The following is a 22,255-nucleotide window of genomic DNA, read 5'->3' as shown; positions in this document are numbered from 1 at the left end:
ATGGTGTGGGCGGTGAGCGCAGAGAAATTGAACTGAAAAACGACCTTGAAGAGCTGGAGCGGCTCGGGAATTGGTTAACCGAATGGGCTGAACACGAATCCTTGAATCCAAAGACGCTGTTTCAACTGAACCTCGTCTGTGACGAGCTAGTTACCAATACCATTTTGTATGGTTGTACGACGGATGCCGCACACACGATCTGGATTTCATTGCTGGCCGATTCAGAAACCATAGAGCTGACGATCAAGGATGACGGGCTGGCTTTTGATCCATTTGCTCGTCCTTCCCCTGATGTTACTCTCCCACTAGAGGAAAGGGAAATTGGTGGGCTTGGTATCCATTTTGTCAGAGAGGTTATGGATGAAGCCTTTTATGTGCGAGAAGGCTCTTTTAATACCATTTGTATGAAAAAAACAGGGTGGAAAAGCCCTCAGGAGGATTGATCTAATATGGTGATAATGGAACGTACTGTGGGAGATATTGCGGTTGTGGCTATCGAGGGCAGGCTGGATGCAAACACATCTACAGTGCTAGAAGCAAAATTTTTGCAAATGGTTGACCAAGGGAGCCTGAAATTCATCTTCGATTTGTCCAAGCTGGACTATGTAAGCAGCGCAGGCTTGCGTATATTGCTCGTTGCTGCAAAGAAAATGAAAGCACTTAAGGGCAAGCTTGCCCTGATCCAATTGACGGACAATGTTAGGGAAGTATTTGATATGTCCGGGTTTAGTGCCATCTTTTCCATATATGAGAATGAGGCGGATGCCGCCCGTGCTTTGGCTTAGTTATAGGGTGAAGGAAATCTAATAGGCAGGTGAAAGATCATGGGTGCGTTACCTTATGGCTGGATGCTAGCTGTCTTGATTTTGCTGTTAGCGGTAGGGATGATCGAAAGGCGACGGCGTATAGCTGAAAGGGAATTGTCGCGGACACTTCAGCTGTTTGAAGTCAGCTTGGAAATGAATTCTACGATATATAAGCAGGATTTGCTGCAAAAAATTATGGATACAGCATCAAGGGTGACAGATGCGGAAGCCTCCTCTGTCATTCTGGTTGACACGGAAAAAGATGAGCTTTTTTTTGAATTGGCTCTAGGTGAAAAGGGCGGCGATGTTCGCGAGATCCGCTTGAAAATGGGGGAAGGCATTGCGGGCTGGGTCGCCCAGTCTGGCGAATCGGTAAAAATCGACAATGCCGCACAGGATTCACGGTGGTCCTCCAAGGTAGCTAAACGTGTGGACTACCCGACAAGAAATTTAATGTGCGTCCCTGTGACAAGTAAGGGCGTAATTATTGGTGTGCTCCAGGTGTTGAACAAGCGTAATGGCAAGCATTTCAGCGAAAAGGATTTGAGGCTGCTGCAATCGATTGCCTCCCCTACGGCGGTATCCTTGGAAAACGCCATGCTGTACGATGCGCTGGAGAAGTCGATCCAGGCTTTGAAGGAATCAGTAGCCGCCAAGGAGCGAATGGACAGTGAGCTGCGAATCGCACATGATATCCAGATGGGCTTTTTACCCCATCATGTATCCTCACAACGGACGATTGCGGCTTTTTCCAATGAGGGGGCTTTATTGTCGGATGCTGATGAAGCTTATGAGAGCGTTGCCGAGCAGCAAATGTCCAACACCGTACGTTCCATTATTCGTCCAGCACGTGAGGTTGGTGGCGATTTTTACGACTATTTTACGATAGGGGATTCCTGCCTCTTTTTTACATTGGGTGATGTATCTGATAAGGGGATTCCTGCCGCATTGTTTATGGCGGTAACGATGACGCTAATCAAGAGTAAAATGAACGCAGATATGACGCCTGGGCAGCTTTTAACGGAGGTAAACCGCGAGCTTTACAAGGATGAATCGGCGATGTTTGCGACGATTTTTTGTGGGGTTCTCGATATCCGTACGGGAGAATTAATATATAGTGATGGTGGGCATTGTACACCGTATATAATCCGTTCTGAGGGTGCCATTGAACCGCTGAAAGGGATTAAAGGCTTGCCCTTGGGAGTATTAGAAGATATGGAATATCGTGATAACAAGGCAAGACTTGCGCCTGGAGAGCGGATTCTGTTGTATACGGATGGCATTAGTGAGGCTGAAGATTCACAACAGAGGCAATATGGTACGGTTCGCTTGCAGGAAGTAATGGGGAGTAACCATCTGCTCTCGATGGATGACATGGTTTTGCTGATTTTAGAGGATGTAGACCTGTTTACGGCAGGAGCCCAGCAGTCCGATGATATTGCTATGTTGCTCGTAACCAATGGCAAGAAATGATAAAGTGAGTTGCAATTCACAGAATTAGACCTATTCTTCTATTTCCAAAATATGATATAGTTAACTTATTTAATAGAACCATAGATAAGATGACGGAAATTTCTGACTATGAGGCAGCATTAAGGCGATTGTTCCTTTTAAATGTTCGAATAAGGTTTGCTAATATCGTTTTCACCCAGAAAACTCAACATATGCTGTGAGGCAAGTTTGCTTCGCAATTTTAGATTAGATTTACAGAGGACGTTTTCTGCGATAACTTGTGACAAGTAGCGATAACTCTAAGGAGGTCCAATATGCATTCACACCAATCACGTAATAGCCAGACATTAAGCTCTGCGGCAGCCCTGCAAAGACGGGCAGCAGCATCGAAAGAGACTGTGGCTGCTTCTAGCCAATCCCCTTTGGAGACGGCTGCAGGCATGATGAGCTTGCAAGGAACGATTGGTAACCGTGGCGTGCAAAGAATGCTGTCTAATGAATCTGGCGGCAAGCTGCCCATCCAAGCTAAAATGACGGTTGGTCCCGTTGGCGACCAATATGAGCAGGAAGCCGACAAGATGGCTGGCCAGGTGGTTCAGCAATTGCAAATGCGGCAGTCGGGAGCGATCCAACGCGAGGCCGAGGGCGGCGAGATGGAGGAAGAGGAGCTGCAGATGAAGCCGGCGGCGGGAGCGATCCAACGCGAGGCTGAGGGCGGCGAGATGGAGGAAGAAGAGCTGCAGATGAAGCCGGCGGCGGGAGCGATCCAACGGATGGCTGGGGGCGAGGAAGAAGAGCTGCAGATGAAGCCAGCGGCGGGAGCGATCCAACGCGAGGCTGGGGGCGAGGAAGAGGAGCTGCAGATGAAGCCAGCGGCGGGAGCGATCCAACGCGAGGCCGAGGGCGGCGAGATGGAGGAAGAAGAGCTGCAGATGAAGCCGGCGGCGGGAGCGATCCAACGCGAGGCCGAGGGCGGCGAGATGGAGGAAGAAGAGTTGCAGATGAAGCCGGCGGCGGGAGCGATCCAACGCGAGGCTGAGGGTGGCGAAATGGAGGAAGAAGAGCTGCAGATGAAGCCGGCGGGGGGAAGTGGCTTTGACGTAGCACCTTCAATCGAGCAGCGTATCCAAGCTAAAAGCGGTGGCGGCTCCAAAATGGACGGGGGCACCTTATCGGGAATGAACGAAGCCTTTGGGGCTGACTTTGGAGGTGTGTCCATCCATAATGACGCAGAATCGAGCCAGATCAGCGACTCTATAGGGGCGCAGGCATTTACGCAGGGCAAGGATGTTTTCTTTGCCGGTGGCAAGTATGATCCGGGAAGCCAAAGCGGACAAGAATTGTTGGCTCACGAGCTAACGCATGTAGTCCAACAAACGGGTGGACAGACATCGTAAACCGGCTTGATATACCGGCGCCCATTTAGCGATTCTGCTAGTTCATGCAACTGTATGCCAAGTTTATATGAAGAAAGCCATTCACCGTCTGCATAGGTGGATGGCTTTTTCGGATTGAGTCTTTTCAAGAATGCTGTTAAACAAACCCGCAAAATCTAGCGAATTTATAGCTCGTTGCTCGCTGAATCGTTTATCGTGCACTTATCTAAAAGAAAGAAGCGCCTCGTTAAGGTGCTTCTTTCTCTAATAAATCATTGTGTATATGAAGCATTTGGATTCATCTGACCTGAGTTCTGTGGTGATGATTGCATGGATTGGACAGGTTGAACGGATTGCGAAGACTGGGAAGCTTGGATGAGCTTATTCATCTGTTGGATGGCTTGCTCTACGCGCTGCTGGGTTTCGTACAAACGCCGTTTTTGGGCATCAAGCTGCATATCGATTTGGGACTGGTTTTGTTGAAGATCTTGCTGAACCTGCATTAATTGTTGTTGGGTCTCCCTGACAAGCTGGCTGAAGTTGTTAAGGCCGCTTGTTGTGAGTGCCTGTTGGGCCTGCTGGGCTTGTTGCATTTGTTGCATGTGTTGATCCTGCAAAAATTGCTGGTAAGACGGATTTGACGGAATCATGAATAGAAACCTCCTTATAAGTAATAAAGCTAGATATCACCTGAATTTCCTGCTTGTGCCACTCACCCTTTTACTTTGTGAAAAATGCTTGAGTTTTATGCAAGGTTTTAATTATAATTATAGTGGGTTTATATTCTAGTTATTAATATATGATAATTAACTTACATTATGAAATCGAAGATGTTATTCTGAAATGAAGGCGAAGATGTTATAATGAAAAATAGGAAATATCTAATAGATAAAAATAGGAGTGTTATTCATGATTTCTGCAAACCACGAGCAACAGATTACTACTGAAGACATTATTCGATCCCGGCGTTCCGTTCGTAAGTATGAACGTGGTGTTACGATTCCAGCGGCGGAGTGGAATGAGATTTTGGAGCTTGCTTTCAGTGCACCTTCTTCATGGAATTTGCAGCATTGGCGCTTTCTGACGATTCAGGAGCAAGCCAACAAGGATCGGCTGCTTCCGATTGCGTATAACCAGCAGCAAGTATCCGATGCTTCTATTAACGTAGTTGTACTGGGGGACCTGCAAGCTAATCTGGCTGCTGAAACTGTGTTTGAGAACGCAGCTCCTGAAGTTCGTGAGATGATGCTTGGCCAAATTAATGGTGCCTATGCCAATAATTCAGTATTTTCCAGAGATGAGGCGATCCGTAATGCTTCGCTTGCTGCCATGCAATTGATGATTGCTGCTAAAGCCAAAGGTTATGATAGTGTGTCAATGGGCGGCTATAACCCTAAGGCACTGATCAAAGAATTCAATATTCCCGAGCGTTATATACCCGTAATGATTATATCGATTGGAAAAGCGGCAGCTCCTGGCCGTGCCACCGAACGGTTGCCTATGGAACACCAAGTTATTAGCGAAAGTTTCTGACTTTAAAAAAGCCTCCCTACCACAAAAATGTGGAACAGGGAGGTTTTTTTGTTCTATGCCCTTACTTACAACCGCAAGGTCGGCTCGGTGGTGTAACTTTAACGGGCTTTGCCGACAACCGGCGGCGCCTGCAAGCGTTGCAGTCGACTAAACAGCGGCTGCGTCCACTGCTGAACAGTCTACAGGTGTTGGAACAGAAGTTGCGGCATCTCTTACTTCTTGATGTTCCTGCTACTCGGGTTGTGTATCTCATAGCTATCACTCCTTTCTATTTAATTTATGTAGTCTACCAGTAGGAAGCTTGGACTCAGAGACAGGGAAAAGCGTCTAAATCCTTATACAAACATGTTATTTATGTGTTATATACTATTACTTTACATGTAAAATAATATCTTGATAGTATTGCAAAATTTGTGAATAAAGGCGATAATTAGTTACCTATTCTATAACCATAGAAAATAAATTGTTGGTTAATTGCATGATGGGTTAGAAACTGCATATTGTGGGTAATAAGTTTTAAGCATATGGTAAAAGCTGTATTGGGGGTGTGAAATGATCGAATTTCGCAATGTGAATAAGCATTATGGCAAGTTTCAGGTGTTGACGGATATTAATTTGTCCATAAAAGCAGGTGAAGTAGTCGTCATCATCGGTCCTTCAGGCTCAGGTAAAAGTACATTGTTACGTTGTATCAACCGCTTAGAAACCATTACGGACGGCCAACTGGTCGTGAATGGCACCAATGTGCATGATAAAAAGGCAGACGTGAATCTGCTAAGGCGCCATATCGGGATGGTTTTCCAGCACTTTAATTTGTATCCGCATAAAACCGTTGTAGATAATATTACATTGGCTCCGATTAAGGTTACCGGAGTTTCGAAGAAGGAAGCGGTAGCGACGGCTCTGCACTATCTAGACAAGGTAGGCATTCCCGAAAAGGCTGATGTATTCCCTTCGCAATTATCGGGCGGCCAGCAGCAGAGGGTTGCTATCGCTAGAGGCCTTGCGATGAAGCCGCAAATTATGCTTTTCGATGAGCCAACATCCGCATTAGACCCCGAGATGATTGGGGAAGTGTTGGATGTAATGAAAAGCTTGGTTCACGAAGGAATGACGATGGTCGTAGTTACCCATGAGATGGGCTTTGCTCGTGAAGTGGCTGACCGGGTTGTATTCATGGACCAAGGACAGATTGTGGAGGAAGCAGCTCCTGACGAATTCTTTTCCAATCCCAAAGAGGAGCGCGCCCAGCTATTTCTTAGCCGTTTGCTTCAACATCATTAAATTCATTAAAATTTGAGGGGGATTTCGAATGACAACGAAAAAGAGATGGTTTATGTTTACCTTTATACTTAGTATGGTGGCTCTAGTGCTAGCGGGCTGTGGTACTACCAAGACGGAGACACCAGCAACCCAAGGGGCAGCACCTGCGCCTGCAACAACATCGGGTACTCCGGCTCCGGCAACAGGCAGTAAGACTTTGGAAGATATTCAAAAGCGCGGCAAGCTAGTTGTTGGCGTTAAGTTCGATACGAAGCTTTTTGGATTGAAGGATCCGGGCAGCGGCAAGGTTGAGGGCTTTGATATTGATATCGCCAAAGCGTTGGCGAAAAAAATTCTTGGTGATGAAACAAAGATTGAGCTTAAAGAAGTAACATCCAAAACACGGATTCCCTTGTTGAAAAATGGCGATATCGATATGATCATAGCAACGATGACCATTACTGAAGAGCGTAAGCAAGAGGTTGAATTCTCCGATGTATATTTCAAAGCTGGACAATCGCTGTTAGTGAAAAAAGGCAGCCCAATTACGAGTGTTGCTGATGTGAAAAAAGGAACTAAGGTGCTTGCAGTAAAAGGCTCGACTTCTACAGATAATATTAGAAAGAAATCACCAGAAGCTACGGTATTGGAGTTTGAAAACTACCAGGAAGCATTTACGGCATTAAAAGCAGGCCAAGGTGATACCTTAACAACAGATAATGCCATTCTTTATGGCATGGTCAAGCAAGACCCTGAATATCAAGTGGTGGGTGGCACCTTTACGGATGAGCCGTATGGTATGGCTATTCGCAAAGGTGACACTGGCTTCGCTACTTATGTGAATGATTTCTTGAAAGCAATGAAGACTAGTGGGGATTACGATAAAATGTATGAACTATGGATTGGCGAAAAACCTACTAAATAGTGAAAGTTTGGCAATAGGATGAGCAGCCAGAATAGGCAACTCATCCTATTCCATTCGGCTTTCAAGGAAGGGGCCTCAACGGGTATGGACAAGTTCCTTAATTTCAGTATTTTGATCAAGTACTGGGACATGTATATAGAAGGGTTTCTAAATACCTTGCAAGTTAGCCTTATTGCCCTAGTTGGCAGCTTTATTTTAGGTACACTATTGGCAGTAATGCGAATTTCGCCAATTAAGCTGCTGAATTGGATCAGTACGGCTTTTATTGAGTTTATCCGCAATATTCCACTGATTTTAATCGTGTTTTTATTTTTCTTGGGTCCATCCTCGCTGGGTTTGCCCTTAAGTGGGTTTGTGGCTGGAACGTTGGGTTTAACCATCTACACAGCCGTTTTTATTGCGGAAGCCGTACGGGCAGGTATCCAAGCAGTTCCCAAAGGGCAAACCGAAGCAGCGCGTGCATCCGGGTTAACCTATGGGCAAAATATGCGTTATATTGTGCTTCCCCAGGCTCTCAAAATCGTAATTCCGCCGATCGGCAACCAATTTCTGAATCTCGTCAAAAATTCATCGGTGCTTAGCGTGGTAGCAGGCTTAGACCTGATGTATTATGCCGATCTGATCTCTACCAAGACGTTCGTGACGTTCAGCGTTTATATTTTTGTGGCGTTATTTTATCTGATCATTACGATTCCTTTGAGTTTTGGAATTGCCTATCTAGAGCGTAGGATTGCGAAATCCCACTAAGAAACAACCGAATACTCATAAAGATGAATATTCGGTTGTTCCTTAGTGGCGGATCATAGGATTTTTGCCAGAGAGGTGAGGCTTTATGAACTTTATCGATGCCTATACATGGGAGCATATCCGCTTCATGCTTATGGGGCTTGGAGTCACCCTGCAGGTAGCTGTCATTGCGATTATATTCAGCTTTATTATCGGCTGTTTAATGGGGACGGTTCGTTACACGAAGCTTCCTGTCGTTTCACAGCTAACCGCAGTTTTTGTGGAAATTATACGTAATTTGCCGTTGCTCTTAATTATTTTCTTTACCTTTTTCGCTCTCCCAGAAATCGGGATCAAGCTAAGCGTAATGAATGCAGCGATTGTGGCGCTAATCGTCTTCGAAGCGGCCATGATCTCGGAAATCGTGCGAAGCGGCTTGAATTCAATTGACAAGGGGCAGATTGAAGCGGCGCGCTCCTCTGGTCTCACGTATATACAGGCGTTATGGCATATTGTGCTGCCGCAGGCTTTGCGGCGGATGGTGCCACCTATGGTCAGCCAGTTTATTTCACTGTTAAAGGATACATCATTAGCTGTCGTGATTTCATTAGGCGAGCTGATGCATAATGCACAAATCATTAATGGACAGGACGTCAACTTCGTGGTTCCGATTCTACTGCTTGCAGCTGTCATGTACTTTATTGTGAACTTTACATTGTCGGTGGTGGCTAAACGTTTGGAAGCCCGCCAGGTGTGACAGCAGGTCGAGCTGAGATGGACACCATTTTAACGAATGGGAAGATTCCCGAATATTCGAAAAAAGGAGCTATCCCCCTAATCAGAAATGAATTAGTGGGTAGCTCCTTTTTTGTTGATGCGTGAAACGGTCGTAGCAATAGCTAAACCCAAGCTCCGCGGCGGAAAAGCGGTTCCCGTGTTCCGTCGGCGTTCTCGCCATCAATATCAAGGTCTGCAGAGCCTATCATAAAATCTACATGGGTTAGGCTGCTGTTAGCCCCATGGGCGGCTAGCTCTTCCTTGCTCATCGAGGTTCCTTCTTTGATACAAAGTGGATAGGCGCTACCTATCGCTAAATGCGAGGATGCATTCTCGTCAAATGCTGTGTTATAAAAAATAACATCCATTGCTGAAATGGGCGAACCGATAGGGACTAAGGCAATTTCCCCCAGGTAATGGGAGCCTTCATCAGTTTCGATTAACTGCTTAAGCGTTTCATAACCCTCTTCGGCGGTGAAGCTGGTGATTCTGCCTTTCTCAAAGGTCAACGAGAACCGGTCAATCAGACTGCCATTGTAATTCAGTGGCATCGTACTGGTTACAGTCCCATTGACGCCTTCTTTGGCAGGCAGAGTAAATACTTCCTCGGTAGGCAGGTTCGGCACAAAAAACGTTCCGCGTTCATTATAAATACCGCCCGCCACCCATAGATGTTCATCAGGCAGCTCTACAACCAGATTCGTGCCAGGTGCTGTGTAGTGCAGCTTTCGGAAGCTTTTGTTATTCAGATATGCGACATGCTGCTGCAGCTGGCGAATATGCTCCTCCCATGCACCGATGGGATCCTCGCGATCCAAGCGAGTTGCTTGGAAGATATAGCCCCATAACGTCTCGATCGCCTCTTCAACCGGCAATTCAGGGAAAACCTTGGAAGCCCATGAAGGCGTCGGTACCGATACAATGGACCAGCTGGCTTTACCGGCCTGCAAATAGGTGCGGTATTCCTTCATCTCATTCATTTGTGTTTTGCTGGCTAGCGCAATCTTGCCCGCATCGATGCCTTTAAGCAGCTCAGGATTGGGCGCGTAGACGGTCAGGAATGCAGCATCCTCACGTGCCATTTCGGCAAAGCCAACGGCTTTCCACGAGGGGAATTGCTGGAACGATTCATCCCTCGCATGCAAGAAACGAATACGCCGCAACGCTTCATCATCCCATTCCACAAGAACCTGCCAAACACCGGCTTCATAAGCTTTTTGGGCAATGATGCGTACAAACTCAACTGCCGCAATCGGTGCAAAAACAACTAGCGTTTGTCCCTCATGTATGTTTAAGCCTACTTTTAAAGCCAGTTCAGCGTATTTCTCCAATTGATCAGCAAAATTCCTCATTATCAACCAGCCTCCTTGTCGGCACTCTATAGACAAGTTATATTATACGGCAGCCCCTTAAGGAATAAAAGCAAGGCAGCGTATCCCGCTTTATTCAAAATAAAGTCAGCTGCATAGGTTGTCCCGCATCTTCGTTTTCTTCGTTTCCCAAGGCTGCGTTTGACAATTGAGGTTCAGTGGCAGGTACGAACTTTTGCATATCCACTTTATGCTGTAGCAGCATAGCTTCGAGCTTGCGCATAACAGGATCCCGAAAGCTAGAGGGCAAGGATCCGGAAAACTGATATAGCTGGGCATAGGTTTGCGTTAGCTGCGGATAATGCTGCTGCAGCGCTTGGAAGAACCATACTTTGACGGCTGATGTGCTTAGGCGCAAGAAAGAGGGCATAAAGAACTGCGCTCCTGCTTGGGAAGCAGCGGCCACCAGCTCCTCCAAGTCGGCTTCACCATCTGTCAAATATGGAAGTAACGGTGCGGCGAATATTCCTGTAGGAATCCCTTGCTCATTCAGCCGCTCTACCGTAACGAGCCGTTGGGCTGGCGAAGGGGTTGCGGGCTCGAACTGGCGCCAGATTTTGTTGTTTAATGTGCTGATGCTAATATTGACCGAAAGCATAGGCAGCTTCTTGAGCAGGTCCAGATCCCTTAGAATTAACGGAGAGCGTGTAGTGATTGTGATCGGAATCTGGAATTCGGCTAATACCTCCAAGCAGCCGCGGGTTAGCATCGCTTTGCTTTCAATTTGCTGGTAGGGATCTGTGGCTGTGCCTATCGCTACTGGTCTCCAATCGGCAATTCTCGTATGACCACGAAGACGCTTGAGGATTTGTGCCCTTAGAATGGCAGGGGCGTCGGATTTGAGGAAAATATGGTTCTGAAACGCGTCATTGGCCTCCTCTCCGAGAAAGGAGTGGGTCGAACGCGCATAACAGAAGCTGCAGCCATGCTGGCAGCCGCGATATGGATTAATGGACCAATCAAATGGCATCGAGGGAGCTTTTACTGGATTTAGTATGGTTTTGGCTTGCATCGGTTCATATTGAATTTTGGATTGGATTGTGGAAGATTTAGCTATAGACATCTTGGGTTGCCACCTCATTTTATACGAATATATGTTCTCATTTTATCGTAGCAGATGGACAAACTAAAAGCAAGAAGCAGAAAGCAGGCTATTGCTGCAAGGTTCGTGTGCTGATAAGCAACTGTTATCCAACTAACTGTTATCCTACTTAAAATTTGTTTCACAGAGAAAGGCCAAGGGTAAATTACCTTAATTGGTTAATACCGGTAAGTGTAAACCGAATTAACACTTGGTGAGATAAAAGGAGCGGTGAATGGATGAAGCTTTTGAAAACTAAATTAGTTTTACTAATGCTCTGTATCGCCTTAATGCTGCCAGCAGTGGTTGGGGCGGCAACGCCTACCAATGATTCAATGATTGCAGCAGGCGATCTTCGTGCAGGGCTCGGCCAGCTGCTGGGAGAGCATGCCTTGCTTGCGGTTATAGCTATGCAAAAAGGCTATGATAAATCGGCTGACTTCACGAAAGCAGCGGATTTGTTAAACCAAAACACAGATAGGTTAACAGCTGCGATTTCATCTGTATACGGTCCTAATGCAGGACTGGTGTTTAAGCCAATTTGGGCATCACACCTTACATACTTGGTTGATTATGTGAATGCAACAGTTACTAAGGATGATGTCGGCCGTAAAGCCGCTATTATGAAGCTAGACAGCTACCGTACTCAACAAGCCGCGTTTTTCGCGTCAGCCAATCCAGAGAACTTTAAAGCAGCCGCTATTGAAGAAGAATTAAAAGTACATATCAATCATTTATTAGATGCGTTAAACGCTTATGCTAATAAAGATTATACGAGTGCCTATGCGAATGCGCGTATGGCTTACGGACATATGTTTGATACAGCTGATATGCTGGCCAGCGGTATAGCTAACCAGTATCCGGATAAATTCTCAACCTCAGCAATCAATTCTCCAACTGCCGACTTTCGTGGTGCACTTGGCCAAGTATTGGGAGAGCATGCTTTGTTAGCTATACTGGCTATGCAAAAAGGTATGGATGGTAAAATGGATTTTGAACCAGCAGTTGTGGCTCTTGGACAAAACACAGACGACCTGACGGCTGTAATTGCTCTTGCGTATGGCCAAGATGCCGGTAATGCTTTCAAACCCATCTGGGCATCCCACATCGGCTACTTCGTTAGTTATGTGAAGGCAACGGCCGCGAAGGATACCACGGCTATGAAAATGGCTGTAGACAACCTTGATGCTTACCGGGCGGAGCAAGCCAAATTTTTTGCAACAGCGAATCCACAGAACTTTATTGAAGCGGACATCAGCAAAGCATTGAAGGAACACATCAACCATTTGCTAACCACCTTTGATACGTATGCCAAGCAAGATTATAGCTTCACATATCCTAATGTAGAAATGGCTTACAGCCACATGTTCAAAACAACTGATGTACTTGCTGCTGGCATTTCAACACAATTCCCAGCTATGTTCCCAGCTAACAAGCTTCCAGACGTTGGGAAAAGCACAGTAATATTCAAAATCAACCATACAGAAGTCGATGTTAACGGCCATAAAATGATGATGGATGTTGCCCCTTTCCTTAAAGACAACTTTACTTACATTCCACTTCGTTATGCATCGGATGCCGTGGGTGCGACACTCGCTTGGAATGAAATGGATCGCTCGGCAACCATGTCATGGAATGGAAATAGCGTCATCTTCTCCCCAGGCTCTGATGTGGTCATCCATAATGTAGAGAAGAAGGTAGCAAGCGCCATGGTTACCATGCAAGGTGAAAGACTGGTGGTCCCTGTACAAATCTTCGCAGAAGTAACGGGCTGGACAGCTGATCTTGCTGAAGAAGGCAAAGTGATCCGCCTAATCGCCCCTTAAGCATAGCGTACAAATGTGAGGAACCATGTAATCCTATAAGGATGAAAGCGAGCCATGGGGCTCGCTTTTTTTCAAGAATCAAGTAACTTCGATCGAGTTCGCTTCGATCATCTAGTATCAAAAGTGGAGCTGGACCCTATACTTGTAAATGGAGGTGGTTGATCATGGCTTTCGCAATCGGAGCGGCTGTTATTGTTATCCCGATATTTATGTTCTCGGCGGCCAAATGGAATCGTGGCAATGGAGTGGGCTTGGGCTTTGATTGGCTTGCTATTGGCAGCGGATGGGTTATCGGCATTATGGTCGCCGTGAAGATTTACGATATTAATAAAAATAAAGAAGTGATGATGACGACCATTCATGAGCTGTTCGCCGATGTGCGTTTTCTCGCTTGTGGAGCTTATGTCGGCAGTTATATCATGTATCGGTTGATCGCTGTAGCTTGGGAATCTTATCAAGACATCAAGCTGCGGCGCATGTAAAATCAAATATAAAAAGGCACTGGAACCTTAATGGTCCTTAGTGCCTTTTTGTTATCCGTAATCTTTATCCCATAAAAGGCTTTTTTTCCTTTTGCTCATACGGCATGGCTCCAGGCTGGGTCTTAAGAATCCATTGGTCAAAGGAATCCTTGTAAATCTCGCAGGTATATTCATAAATGACCGATTCTGCAGGAGAAATCGTAATACCTGTAGGCGATTTAATCGCTTTGGAAACCGTGAAGCCAGCTTCGAACACGACTTGAGCCGTAATGCCATCTTCACCCATGATGATCTCTTTGATTTCCATACCATTTTTTTTAATGCCATCGCCTCCTGTCAAGACGACAACCGATTGCACAAAGCTGCTGCTCTGGGTCACATTTTCGATCAGCTTGCGAATCTTATTTTGCGGGACATCGTCAAAGCTGATTTGCACCGAGCGCTCGGTTTCATCCCAGGCCACGTCCGCACCCGCAGCCTCGCTTACAAAACGTAGAGGTATATACGTGCTGTTGTTGTGGATTTTAGGCGATACCTCAAGAAAGTAGGCAGCCTGATTCACGACAGCTGTGCCCTTGTTAATCGTCAGCATAATGCTTAACCCGCCTTTGACAGCTGTTGCCATCTGCCGTTCCGCGTCCCAAGTTACATTAAATCCGAGCTTCTCGAATAAAGCGCGCATGGGTACCATTGTGTTGCCTTGTTCAATAAAGGGCTGCTCGGCCCATTGCTGTTTTTCCTGGGAAATATATATAGGTATTTGTGCAGACTCTTCGGCACTAGCAGATAAAGGAACGACCATCAGCATGCAAATAGTTAATCCAATAACTATCCACTGAAAGCTTTTTAACCTGTGCATATTTATAATCCTCCTGATTGTATAGCTTTACTTGCGAATGCCGGACCCGATCGCCCGATTAGGCGGAGTCACCCTTTAAGAGTTGCTGGGCGCTCTGGAGAGCCTGAATGACTTCAGCCAGCTCTTGCTCATTCCAATGCAAGGTTACGTAACGTGGAACATATCCGCCACTGCTAACCTCAAGCATAGCGACTTTCAACTCATCATCTGCGATAAGGGATAGCTGTTCGCTATCGTAAATAGGTTTCCATGCCATCGTCAAAATCCCCCATTATATGAATCTAACACATTTCTGCATCTAAACACAATTCGACAGTTGCCCTTTAAAACCTTTTTGGACGAAGATAGGCATTAAATGGATGGGAGAGGGATTCGTTTCCCTTTTAGCGACTTTTTTGGTATCTTTGAGAGTAGCGGCTTTGTGTGGATGCGTAAAGTTAAAAGATAATGCTTACGTGGCAAGAGTTCTAAAGAACGCTATAAGGAGGGACAATGGGGATGGAAAAATCTGGCGAGCGCATGTTCGAAGGGGAAACACCGTTAATATCGGTTATTATTCCGACATTTAATCGGGCTGGTTATGTTAGTGAGCTGATAGAATCGCTGTTTAGGCAGACTTATCGGCATTTACAAATTATTATAGTCAATGATGCCGGGCAATCCGTTGAATTCCTCCTTAAGCTTTACCCGGAGCTGGATATTACGATCGTGGATATGGAGCATAATTTAAAGCATGTGCACGCCCGCAATCGGGGATTGGAGCTAGTGCGTGGTGATTATATTGTTTTATGTGACGATGATGACCTTCTGCTACCGACTCATATTGAGCGGATGCTGGAGGAAATTACCGATTGTGATATGGTGTATTCGGATGTGGAAATTTTTGATTATGTGCTGGATGGGCAGACGCGGCGTGCGACCAAAAGGTTCGTATTTGCCTATAAGCATGATATAGAAGCAATGCGTAAATTTTCGACCTTCGTCTCGTCAGGCTGTTTGTATCGCAAAGAGCTCCATGAGCAGCTTGGGTTATTTGATGTGGAGATGTACCATTATTGGGATTGGGATTTCTTTTTGCGGGCTGTGGAGCATTTTCGGGTAAAAAGAGTTCCGGTGGCAAGCGCCTTATACGCGTTCTCGGAGCAAGGGGGCAATATGTCGGGCCAGCATGAGGATATGCGCCCCTTCTTGGACAAGCTGTCTGCAAAGCATGGCTTGGGCGAGCTGCCTACCAAAAATTTTCTGCTTCTGTTAGAAGAACCAGCGATGCTTGAACGAAAAGCACCAACGGAAGTGCTATGGGATGGTGAGCCTATTCTTTCACGGTATGCACGTAATAAAGGGGGAGCATGATGTGGTAGGTACGATGGAGCAGGCAGAAAAGCTGCTGAAAACATATTACGGCTATGGATCCTTCCGAGACGGACAAAAGCAGGTGATTGCCAGCATTTTAAATAGGCAGGATACGCTTGGGATCATGCCCACAGGGGGAGGCAAATCGATCTGTTACCAGGTTCCGGCGATGCTCCTGGGCGGTACAACTATTGTTGTATCCCCATTGATCTCGCTGATGAAGGACCAGGTGGATGGGCTGGACAGCATCGGTGTGTCGGCAGCTTACATCAACAGCTCGCTTTCCTACGCCCAAGTGGAGCAGCGTATCCGCAAGGCGCGCCAAGGCGAATATAAGCTGCTCTATGTGGCTCCAGAGCGCTTGGAGTCCGAGCGGTTTATTGAGCTGCTCGCAGATTTGGAAGTACCGATGGTCGCGATCGATGAGGCGCATTGCGTTTCGCAGTGGGGCCATGATTTTCGCCCGAGCTACATGGCGATCAGCCGGCTGGTGACGCTGCTGCCGAAGCGGCCGATTGTCGCGGCCTTTACGGCCACTGCCACCGACCAGGTGCGTGTGGACATTGTCAAGCACCTGCAGCTGCGGGAGCCGGAAGTGTTCGTAACGGGTTTTGCGCGTGAGAACCTAGCGCTCTCCGTCATTAAAGGCGAGAACAAGCGCGACGTATTGCTTGGCTACATCCGCGAGCATGATGCCGAGGTGGGCATCATCTATGCGGCTACGCGCAAGGAAGTAGACAATTTGTATGAGCTGCTGAAGAAGCAGCGGGTTCCTGTTGGCAAATATCACGCAGGAATGACGGATAAAGAAAGGGCTATCGTGCAGGAACAATTCCTCTACGATGAAATTACCGTGATGGTGGCCAGTAATGCGTTTGGGATGGGGATTGATAAATCGAACGTCCGTTATGTCATACATTATAATATGCCCAAAAATATGGAGGCCTATTACCAGGAAGCCGGACGTGCCGGACGTGATGGCGAACCCAGTGAATGCATGCTATTATTCAGCCCACAGGACATTCATATCCAGAAATTCCTGATCGAGCAGTCGATCGGCGACCCAGAGCGGCAGGCGCAGGAATACCGACGGCTCCAGCAGATGGCCGATTATTGCCACACCTCGCAATGCCTGCAGCGGTATATTGTCCGCTACTTCGGTGATGATTGCGAGGATTGCGGTCGCTGCAGTAGCTGCAGCACGGAGCGGCAGCTGACGGATATCACCATCGAAGCACAGAAAATCTTTTCCTGCGTGCGGAGAATGAAGGAGCGCTTCGGGGCAACGACGGTTGCGTCGGTGCTGAAGGGCTCGCGCAACAAGAAGGTGCTGGAGATGGGTTTCGACAAATTAACCACCTACGGGCTGCTAAAGGACCGCACAGAGAAGGAAATTGTCGACCTGATCCAGCTGCTGGTGGCCGAAGGCTACCTGCTGATCACGGATGGCAAGTTCCCAGTGCTGCGGCTGCATACCAAGGCACAGGCTGTACTGGCTGGCAGCGAGCGCGTCGAGCAGAAGCTGCGCCTCCGCCAGGAGCCTGTGGCACGTGAGGTCGAAGCAGACCTGTTCGACGAGCTGCGGCAGCTGCGGATGACGATTGCCAAACGCGAGGGGATCCCGCCGTACATCGTCTTCCCGGACAGCACGCTGCGCGAAATGTGCGGGATCAAGCCGACGAATCCGGCCGCGATGCTGAAGATCAAAGGGATTGGCGAAGCGAAATTTTTCAAATATGGCGCATATTTCATCGAGTTTTTCAAAAATTATCAAGCTTAATAAGGCAGAACATAAAAACCATATCCAGTTTGGAAGGTGAAGCTTTTCCATGGCCAAGCAAAAGTTTTATGTAGTGTGGGAAGGGAAGGTACCCGGTATTTATACAAGCTGGGCAGATTGTCAGCTGCAGACGAATGGTTATCCGCAGGCTAAGTTCAAAGCCTATGAGAGTGCAGCGGAAGCTCAGGCAGCGCTGGCTCGCGGCTGGAAGGCTTCGTTCGCAAGCGCCAAGGCTGCTGCTGGAAGCGGAGCGGCTAGCAAGACTAGCGCTGCGAGTGGCAGCGGCGGCTCAGCATCAAAGGCGGCGAAGTCTGCGGCTAATGGGAGTTTGCCCGAGCAAGTCGTGCTGGACAGCATCTCAGTCGATGTAGGGAGCAAAGGGAACCCGGGGATCGTGGAATACAAAGGGGTAAGCACACGCACGGGGGAAGTGATCTTCGAGCATCCGCCGATCGCTAAGGGGACGAACAATCTCGGCGAATTTCTGGCAATTGTCCATGCGCTCGCTTATTTGAAGCAACGTAATAGCACAATGACCATCTACACCGATTCGAAGACAGCGATGAGCTGGATTAACAAACGGACGGTCGCAACCACACTGCCGCGGGACGAATCAACGAAGGAAATTTGGACGCTTGTTGACCGCGCGTTGGCATGGCTGCAGAACAATAACTATACGAATCCGATCTTGAAGTGGGATACGAAGGCCTGGGGAGAAATTAAGGCCGACTATGGTCGGAAATAGGCGATAAGCTTCGTCTAGGGCGGATATGCCCGAAAGCATGAAGTCTGGCGAATGGCAGGCAGGCGGGCTCACCTAGACGCCGACCGGCGAGCAACGCAAAAAACCATGCCCCTCAGGAGCATGGTTTTTAGCATATCGAGCTAGTGTTTAACATACCGAACTATTTATTGGTAGTGTGCTGTTTGTTGGGCAGCTTGTCACTAGGGGTTCCTTTACCCTGGTGTTTTTTATTTGCTTCAGCCTTTTTCTGTGTGTCGTGCAGCTTTTCGACAAACTCGTGGGTGCTGTCCATTCATGTAACCTCCTTGATGATACAATCCTTGTTAATTTAACCTTTGGAGCTAATTTTCATTCATAACCTAGTAGCGCCACACTGCAAGGCTTACATTAAGGCTTGCTAATCCTAACCTTCTGTATAATAATGAATAGTCTAGAAATTAACGCAAGGAGATCTGATTTGACAATGGCAACTACAACTTTAGAAGATGAAGGAAAGCAAGAATTAGAGCAAATTGAAATATGGAGATGCAAGCAGCCTGACTGTAAAGCATGGACACGTAAGGAGTTTGTTACAGAAACTTTACCTGATTGTCCTTTATGTAAAAATCCTATGGTGCGCAGCTATAAACATGTACCGGTTGTACATAAAAAAAGTAAAAAGAAAGGGTGACTTCAATTCAGCCAGTCCCCCAATATGACCGTAGGAGCCTCCGAAACCGCTGCGAAAGTGGGAGCGGAGGCTTCGTTTTCTTATAAATCAAGCTCCCAATAATTATAGTTTGCCGAGTGCCCTTCATGGGGAAAATATGAACATGATCAATGCACGGGAGGGGCTATCCATGACAAGACGAGGGAAAGGCTGGGTTGTGGGCATCGTTCTGCTGCTTACACTTACAGCCTGCAAGCAAGAAGTTAAGACAGATACGCTGTTGCAGACCAAACCATTTGCGGGACAAAAGCTAACCGTATTTGCAGCAAACCATCCATGGAGTAACATTATGAGAAAATGGATTCCCGAATTCACCCATAATACGGGTATGAAGGTTGATCTTCAGATCTTCTCAGAGGAGCAGCTTCATCAAAAGATGGCTGTCCAATTAACGTCCTTGGCCGAGACCCCCGAGGTGTTTATGTATAGAGCCTATATGGATAAGATTTTGTTTTACAAAAATGGATGGACAGTTCCACTGAATGGTTATGTGATGAGAAATGAGGCTTATGATTTTTCCGATTTCTCCAAGGCTACGATAGAGAGCAGCACGGTGAATGGACAATTAATGTCTATTCCGTTATTTACCGATCAGTTTATTTTGTATTACAACAAAGATGTACTGCAAAAAAATAACGTCCCAGTTCCACAAACGTTGTCTGAATTGCAAGAGGCTGCGAAAAAGCTGCATGATCCAAAGCATGATTTTTATGGCTTTGTCTCCCGTGGCCAGCGCAACGCGTTGGTGACCACGGTTTCCTCCTTTCTTTTTAGCGAAGGCGGCGACTATTTGGATGGTGACAGAGCGACTCTGAATACGCCGGATGCCATCCGAGGCTTTAAGATTTACGCAGATTTACTAAGAAATTACGGGCCTCGCGGAGTCGTGAACATGTCCTGGCCACAATCGATTGGCTTGTTTGCACAAGGAAAAGCAGCTTTTCTAGTGGATTCGGCAGCGCTTTATAGGAATGCAATTGATCCCGAAATCTCTGTCGTCCAAGATCATGTCGGCTTCGCGACATTTCCTGCTGGCAGCGCAGGTGCAAGACCCTCCAGTATTGCATCATGGTCGTTTGCAATGAACCCCAAAGCCAAAAACAGAGATGCGGCTTGGGCCTTTATGGAATGGGTTACAAATAAGGAAAATGTGCTTAGAATTCAACGAAACGGCATTCCTGGAGCGCGGAATTCCATCTGGGCATCCAAAGATGGGATCGAGATGTTTCCAAGTGATCTAGTGAAGGCTATCCAGGACACCATGGAGAAGGGAATCGGACACAGCGTGCCTTCTGTAATGAGCGTTCCTGAAGCGAGGGATGTTGTTGGCGGTATTGTGGTGAAAGCTATTCTGGGTGAAGACATTCAACATGCCGCTAATCAAGCAAACAAAGAGCTTCAAACCATTATTGAGGGTGACAAGAAGAATTGAGGGGAAAATCACATGTTTCATCGGTGGAATACGTTTAGCAAGCTGGCGCTGCTGATTGTGCTTATGTTCCTTTCACTCGTCCTCATCTATAGTTATACGAATACGGTTTCAGTTAACGTAGTCGAACAATCGCTTCGAGAGAAAAATTTAAAGCGGCTCTCCTTCTTCGGAACACAGCTCGATAACACTATAGACCGGTTATCAAGCTCAGCGATTGTCGTCAGCAGAGATCCGAGTATTAAAGAGTTGGGCAGTGTAGAAGATAACCGCGAGTCGTTTGAGCAGCTTGAAGCTGAGGAAGCGACTATTCAAAAACTTAGTCTATTAAGTGCGACAAGCACTTGGACTAACCGATTAACGATCTATTTTCCAAAGGTGAAGCGGGCGCTTTCCAACGATTATAGTAGTATCTATACGGACGAATCTTTAAAGCGGATTACAACCGCCCTTTGGGAATACCATGCAGGTCAAACAAGCAGCGATAGCGAGGGTTACTTTTCCAAAAAAATATCGAATCCGCTTCTGGTTAATCGCAGCCTTATTGAAGCTAATGCAGTGGTTGAAGTCCGTTTCGATAACAGCCAATTGATCAGAATGCTGAATGAATATAAGAACGACGAGACGATGTTACCCTTTTTTTACAAGCCCAGCTTCGATATGATATTGGGTACTGCAGCAGAGACTGGAATATCGAATGAAATCGCTAATTTCTTATCGAGGCAAGTTTTGGGGGACAGCGGAAGTCTGAATGCTGAGATTAACCATGAAAAATACATGGTGGACTATATTCGCTTGAACAGCTTGGGATGGTACGTGATTGATTATACACCGCTCAATCAGGTGCTTGCCCCCATTACAAACAGCCGTAATTTATTTTATATAGCTATTTCGTTAATGCTGATGATCAGCATCATCTTCATTGTATTTCTATATAGACGGATTCAACGGCCCATTCAGGTGCTTTTAAATGGGGTTAAAATGATTCAAACAGGGTCATATTCGCATCGTTTGAACTATTTGCCGAGAAACGAATTTGACTTCTTATTTGCGAAATTTAACGACATGGCCGAAGAGATTCAAAGGCTTCTTGAGAAGGTATATATGGAAAACATCCGTTTTCGCGATGCACAACTGAAGCATCTTCAGTCTCAAATCAATCCGCATTTTTTTGCCAACAGTATGTTTTTTGTGAAAAATATGATTGCCATTGATGATAAGCAAGCAGCAACGAAAATGATTCTAAGCTTATCCGAGTATTTCCGATACATTACCAAGATCGAGCATACACTGACCACGGTTGAAGAGGAGCTCAGATTGATTGATAACTATTTGACCATCCAAAACCTGCGTATCGAGCGGTTCCATTATGAAATGGACATCCCTGAATCCATGCGGCAGCTGCAAATTCCCAGATTGACGCTTCAACCGATCGTGGAAAATATTATTATACACGGCATTGAAAAGAGTAATCAATATGGCATTATATCGATTACAGGGGAGCAACAGGGAGAGGAATGCCGGATTATTATCGATGATAATGGCAATGGGTTAAGCGAGGAGCAACTGGCAGGCCTTGGGGTCAAGGTGTCCCTGCCTCTTGACCCAGAGGGGGGTTGCGGGCTTTGGAACGTTCACCAGCGACTGAATTATCAATTTAACGAAAATGCAGGGCTGTTGTTTTCTCCTTCTCCATTAGGCGGGCTTAGAGTCACGATTGCTTGGAAAACTGGATTGTAGAATTAACTCAGATAGAATCTGAC

At 46.7% G+C, this 22,255-nt stretch carries 23 protein-coding genes; 17 read left to right on the top strand and 6 right to left on the bottom strand.

The window, feature by feature from the left end; translation table 11 throughout:
* Positions 1–5: 5 nt before the first annotated feature.
* From G9U52_RS21405 to G9U52_RS21390, 4 genes are all read left to right on the top strand, one after another.
* The gene (locus G9U52_RS21405; RefSeq protein WP_166152693.1) at positions 6–443 is read left to right on the top strand and encodes an ATP-binding protein; all 438 of its coding nucleotides are present in this window, start codon (positions 6–8) and stop codon (positions 441–443) included.
* 6 nt (positions 444–449) lie between these two features.
* Positions 450–785, top strand: a complete 336-nt coding sequence (locus tag G9U52_RS21400; protein WP_166152692.1) for an STAS domain-containing protein — start codon at positions 450–452, stop codon at positions 783–785.
* 39 nt (positions 786–824) lie between these two features.
* Entirely contained in the window at positions 825–2,279 is a 1,455-nt protein-coding gene (locus G9U52_RS21395; protein WP_166152691.1) for a PP2C family protein-serine/threonine phosphatase, read from the top strand.
* 293 nt (positions 2,280–2,572) lie between these two features.
* On the top strand, positions 2,573–3,655 hold the full coding sequence (locus tag G9U52_RS21390; RefSeq protein WP_166152690.1) for an eCIS core domain-containing protein: 1,083 nt from the start codon (positions 2,573–2,575) through the stop codon (positions 3,653–3,655).
* Positions 3,656–3,906: 251 nt separating this feature from the next.
* On the opposite strand, the gene G9U52_RS21385 is transcribed toward G9U52_RS21390, so the two are convergent.
* Positions 3,907–4,284, bottom strand: a complete 378-nt coding sequence (locus G9U52_RS21385) for a hypothetical protein (protein ID WP_207953113.1) — start codon at positions 4,282–4,284, stop codon at positions 3,907–3,909.
* 259 nt (positions 4,285–4,543) lie between these two features.
* Between G9U52_RS21385 and G9U52_RS21380 the strand changes: the two genes are divergently transcribed.
* The 5 genes from G9U52_RS21380 (at position 4,544) to G9U52_RS21360 (ending at position 8,838) form a co-directional block, all read left to right on the top strand.
* Complete coding sequence (locus tag G9U52_RS21380) at positions 4,544–5,167, top strand: nitroreductase family protein (protein WP_166152689.1); 624 nt, start codon at positions 4,544–4,546, stop codon at positions 5,165–5,167.
* A gap of 552 nt (positions 5,168–5,719) precedes the next feature.
* Positions 5,720–6,451 carry an amino acid ABC transporter ATP-binding protein gene (locus G9U52_RS21375; RefSeq protein ID WP_166152688.1) on the top strand — a complete coding sequence of 244 codons (732 nt, stop codon included), beginning with the start codon at positions 5,720–5,722 and terminating at the stop codon, positions 6,449–6,451.
* A gap of 28 nt (positions 6,452–6,479) precedes the next feature.
* On the top strand, positions 6,480–7,355 hold the full coding sequence (locus tag G9U52_RS21370) for a glutamate ABC transporter substrate-binding protein (RefSeq protein ID WP_166152687.1): 876 nt from the start codon (positions 6,480–6,482) through the stop codon (positions 7,353–7,355).
* Between the two features lie 84 nt (positions 7,356–7,439).
* On the top strand, positions 7,440–8,102 hold the full coding sequence (locus tag G9U52_RS21365) for an amino acid ABC transporter permease (protein WP_166152686.1): 663 nt from the start codon (positions 7,440–7,442) through the stop codon (positions 8,100–8,102).
* An 85-nt stretch (positions 8,103–8,187) separates the two neighbouring features.
* Entirely contained in the window at positions 8,188–8,838 is a 651-nt protein-coding gene (locus G9U52_RS21360) for an amino acid ABC transporter permease (protein WP_166152685.1), read from the top strand.
* Between the two features lie 142 nt (positions 8,839–8,980).
* Here G9U52_RS21360 and G9U52_RS21355 read toward each other — a convergent pair whose 3' ends face one another.
* Complete coding sequence (locus G9U52_RS21355; protein ID WP_166152684.1) at positions 8,981–10,210, bottom strand: aminopeptidase; 1,230 nt, start codon at positions 10,208–10,210, stop codon at positions 8,981–8,983.
* Between the two features lie 94 nt (positions 10,211–10,304).
* The gene (locus G9U52_RS21350) at positions 10,305–11,291 is read right to left on the bottom strand and encodes an SPL family radical SAM protein (protein ID WP_166152683.1); all 987 of its coding nucleotides are present in this window, start codon (positions 11,289–11,291) and stop codon (positions 10,305–10,307) included.
* A 257-nt stretch (positions 11,292–11,548) separates the two neighbouring features.
* Here G9U52_RS21350 and G9U52_RS21345 point away from each other — a divergent pair, with 257 nt between their 5' ends.
* Both G9U52_RS21345 and G9U52_RS21340 read left to right on the top strand, forming a co-directional pair.
* The gene (locus G9U52_RS21345) at positions 11,549–13,135 is read left to right on the top strand and encodes a copper amine oxidase N-terminal domain-containing protein (RefSeq protein ID WP_166152682.1); all 1,587 of its coding nucleotides are present in this window, start codon (positions 11,549–11,551) and stop codon (positions 13,133–13,135) included.
* Between the two features lie 164 nt (positions 13,136–13,299).
* Positions 13,300–13,617, top strand: a complete 318-nt coding sequence (locus G9U52_RS21340) for a transposase (protein ID WP_166152681.1) — start codon at positions 13,300–13,302, stop codon at positions 13,615–13,617.
* A gap of 64 nt (positions 13,618–13,681) precedes the next feature.
* Here the strand turns inward: G9U52_RS21340 and G9U52_RS21335 are convergent, their stop codons facing one another.
* Together G9U52_RS21335 and G9U52_RS21330 are read right to left on the bottom strand one after the other, a co-directional pair.
* Positions 13,682–14,476, bottom strand: coding sequence for a copper amine oxidase N-terminal domain-containing protein (locus G9U52_RS21335; RefSeq protein WP_166152680.1), 795 nt, complete (start codon positions 14,474–14,476; stop codon positions 13,682–13,684).
* 58 nt (positions 14,477–14,534) lie between these two features.
* The gene (locus tag G9U52_RS21330; RefSeq protein WP_166152679.1) at positions 14,535–14,732 is read right to left on the bottom strand and encodes a hypothetical protein; all 198 of its coding nucleotides are present in this window, start codon (positions 14,730–14,732) and stop codon (positions 14,535–14,537) included.
* Between the two features lie 242 nt (positions 14,733–14,974).
* On the opposite strand from G9U52_RS21330, the gene G9U52_RS21325 reads away from it, so the two are divergent.
* The 3 genes from G9U52_RS21325 to rnhA are packed head-to-tail and all read left to right on the top strand — an operon-like array spanning position 14,975 to position 18,354.
* On the top strand, positions 14,975–15,829 hold the full coding sequence (locus tag G9U52_RS21325; protein ID WP_243767481.1) for a glycosyltransferase family 2 protein: 855 nt from the start codon (positions 14,975–14,977) through the stop codon (positions 15,827–15,829).
* Complete coding sequence (recQ, locus tag G9U52_RS21320; protein ID WP_243767480.1) at positions 15,804–17,609, top strand: DNA helicase RecQ; 1,806 nt, start codon at positions 15,804–15,806, stop codon at positions 17,607–17,609. The genes G9U52_RS21325 and recQ overlap by 26 nt, the downstream gene beginning before the upstream one ends.
* A 49-nt stretch (positions 17,610–17,658) precedes the next feature.
* A complete protein-coding gene (gene rnhA, locus G9U52_RS21315) occupies positions 17,659–18,354 on the top strand; it encodes a ribonuclease H (protein ID WP_166152678.1) in 696 nt (231 codons plus the stop codon).
* Positions 18,355–18,514: 160 nt separating this feature from the next.
* Here rnhA and G9U52_RS21310 read toward each other — a convergent pair whose 3' ends face one another.
* Positions 18,515–18,646, bottom strand: coding sequence for a DUF4023 domain-containing protein (locus G9U52_RS21310; RefSeq protein WP_166152677.1), 132 nt, complete (start codon positions 18,644–18,646; stop codon positions 18,515–18,517).
* A 171-nt stretch (positions 18,647–18,817) separates the two neighbouring features.
* On the opposite strand from G9U52_RS21310, the gene G9U52_RS21305 reads away from it, so the two are divergent.
* From G9U52_RS21305 to G9U52_RS21295, 3 genes are all read left to right on the top strand, one after another.
* Entirely contained in the window at positions 18,818–19,024 is a 207-nt protein-coding gene (locus G9U52_RS21305) for a cold-inducible protein YdjO-related protein (protein WP_166152676.1), read from the top strand.
* A 169-nt stretch (positions 19,025–19,193) separates the two neighbouring features.
* Complete coding sequence (locus G9U52_RS21300) at positions 19,194–20,495, top strand: ABC transporter substrate-binding protein (RefSeq protein WP_166152675.1); 1,302 nt, start codon at positions 19,194–19,196, stop codon at positions 20,493–20,495.
* 12 nt (positions 20,496–20,507) lie between these two features.
* Positions 20,508–22,232 (top strand): sensor histidine kinase, encoded by a 1,725-nt coding sequence (locus G9U52_RS21295; protein WP_166152674.1) that lies wholly within the window; start codon positions 20,508–20,510, stop codon positions 22,230–22,232.
* Positions 22,233–22,255 lie beyond the last annotated feature (23 nt).

The sequence above is a fragment of the Paenibacillus agricola genome (assembly GCF_011440305.1).
In the GTDB taxonomy this organism is placed as follows: domain Bacteria; phylum Bacillota; class Bacilli; order Paenibacillales; family NBRC-103111; genus Paenibacillus_S; species Paenibacillus_S agricola.
Note: the sequence above shows the minus strand (reverse complement) of the source record. Positions and strands in the feature narration are given on the sequence as shown.

Coding starts and splice junctions, on each gene's coding strand:
- G9U52_RS21400 (WP_166152692.1), top strand. CDS start 450: ATGGTGATAATGGAACGTACTGTGGGAGATATTGCGGTTGTGGCTATC.
- G9U52_RS21395 (WP_166152691.1), top strand. CDS start 825: ATGGGTGCGTTACCTTATGGCTGGATGCTAGCTGTCTTGATTTTGCTG.
- G9U52_RS21390 (WP_166152690.1), top strand. CDS start 2,573: ATGCATTCACACCAATCACGTAATAGCCAGACATTAAGCTCTGCGGCA.
- G9U52_RS21385 (WP_207953113.1), bottom strand. CDS start 4,284: ATGATTCCGTCAAATCCGTCTTACCAGCAATTTTTGCAGGATCAACAC.
- G9U52_RS21380 (WP_166152689.1), top strand. CDS start 4,544: ATGATTTCTGCAAACCACGAGCAACAGATTACTACTGAAGACATTATT.
- G9U52_RS21375 (WP_166152688.1), top strand. CDS start 5,720: ATGATCGAATTTCGCAATGTGAATAAGCATTATGGCAAGTTTCAGGTG.
- G9U52_RS21370 (WP_166152687.1), top strand. CDS start 6,480: ATGACAACGAAAAAGAGATGGTTTATGTTTACCTTTATACTTAGTATG.
- G9U52_RS21365 (WP_166152686.1), top strand. CDS start 7,440: ATGGACAAGTTCCTTAATTTCAGTATTTTGATCAAGTACTGGGACATG.
- G9U52_RS21360 (WP_166152685.1), top strand. CDS start 8,188: ATGAACTTTATCGATGCCTATACATGGGAGCATATCCGCTTCATGCTT.
- G9U52_RS21355 (WP_166152684.1), bottom strand. CDS start 10,210: ATGAGGAATTTTGCTGATCAATTGGAGAAATACGCTGAACTGGCTTTA.
- G9U52_RS21350 (WP_166152683.1), bottom strand. CDS start 11,291: ATGTCTATAGCTAAATCTTCCACAATCCAATCCAAAATTCAATATGAA.
- G9U52_RS21345 (WP_166152682.1), top strand. CDS start 11,549: ATGAAGCTTTTGAAAACTAAATTAGTTTTACTAATGCTCTGTATCGCC.
- G9U52_RS21340 (WP_166152681.1), top strand. CDS start 13,300: ATGGCTTTCGCAATCGGAGCGGCTGTTATTGTTATCCCGATATTTATG.
- G9U52_RS21335 (WP_166152680.1), bottom strand. CDS start 14,476: ATGCACAGGTTAAAAAGCTTTCAGTGGATAGTTATTGGATTAACTATT.
- G9U52_RS21330 (WP_166152679.1), bottom strand. CDS start 14,732: ATGGCATGGAAACCTATTTACGATAGCGAACAGCTATCCCTTATCGCA.
- G9U52_RS21325 (WP_243767481.1), top strand. CDS start 14,975: ATGGAAAAATCTGGCGAGCGCATGTTCGAAGGGGAAACACCGTTAATA.
- recQ (WP_243767480.1), top strand. CDS start 15,804: ATGCACGTAATAAAGGGGGAGCATGATGTGGTAGGTACGATGGAGCAG.
- rnhA (WP_166152678.1), top strand. CDS start 17,659: ATGGCCAAGCAAAAGTTTTATGTAGTGTGGGAAGGGAAGGTACCCGGT.
- G9U52_RS21310 (WP_166152677.1), bottom strand. CDS start 18,646: ATGGACAGCACCCACGAGTTTGTCGAAAAGCTGCACGACACACAGAAA.
- G9U52_RS21305 (WP_166152676.1), top strand. CDS start 18,818: ATGGCAACTACAACTTTAGAAGATGAAGGAAAGCAAGAATTAGAGCAA.
- G9U52_RS21300 (WP_166152675.1), top strand. CDS start 19,194: ATGACAAGACGAGGGAAAGGCTGGGTTGTGGGCATCGTTCTGCTGCTT.
- G9U52_RS21295 (WP_166152674.1), top strand. CDS start 20,508: ATGTTTCATCGGTGGAATACGTTTAGCAAGCTGGCGCTGCTGATTGTG.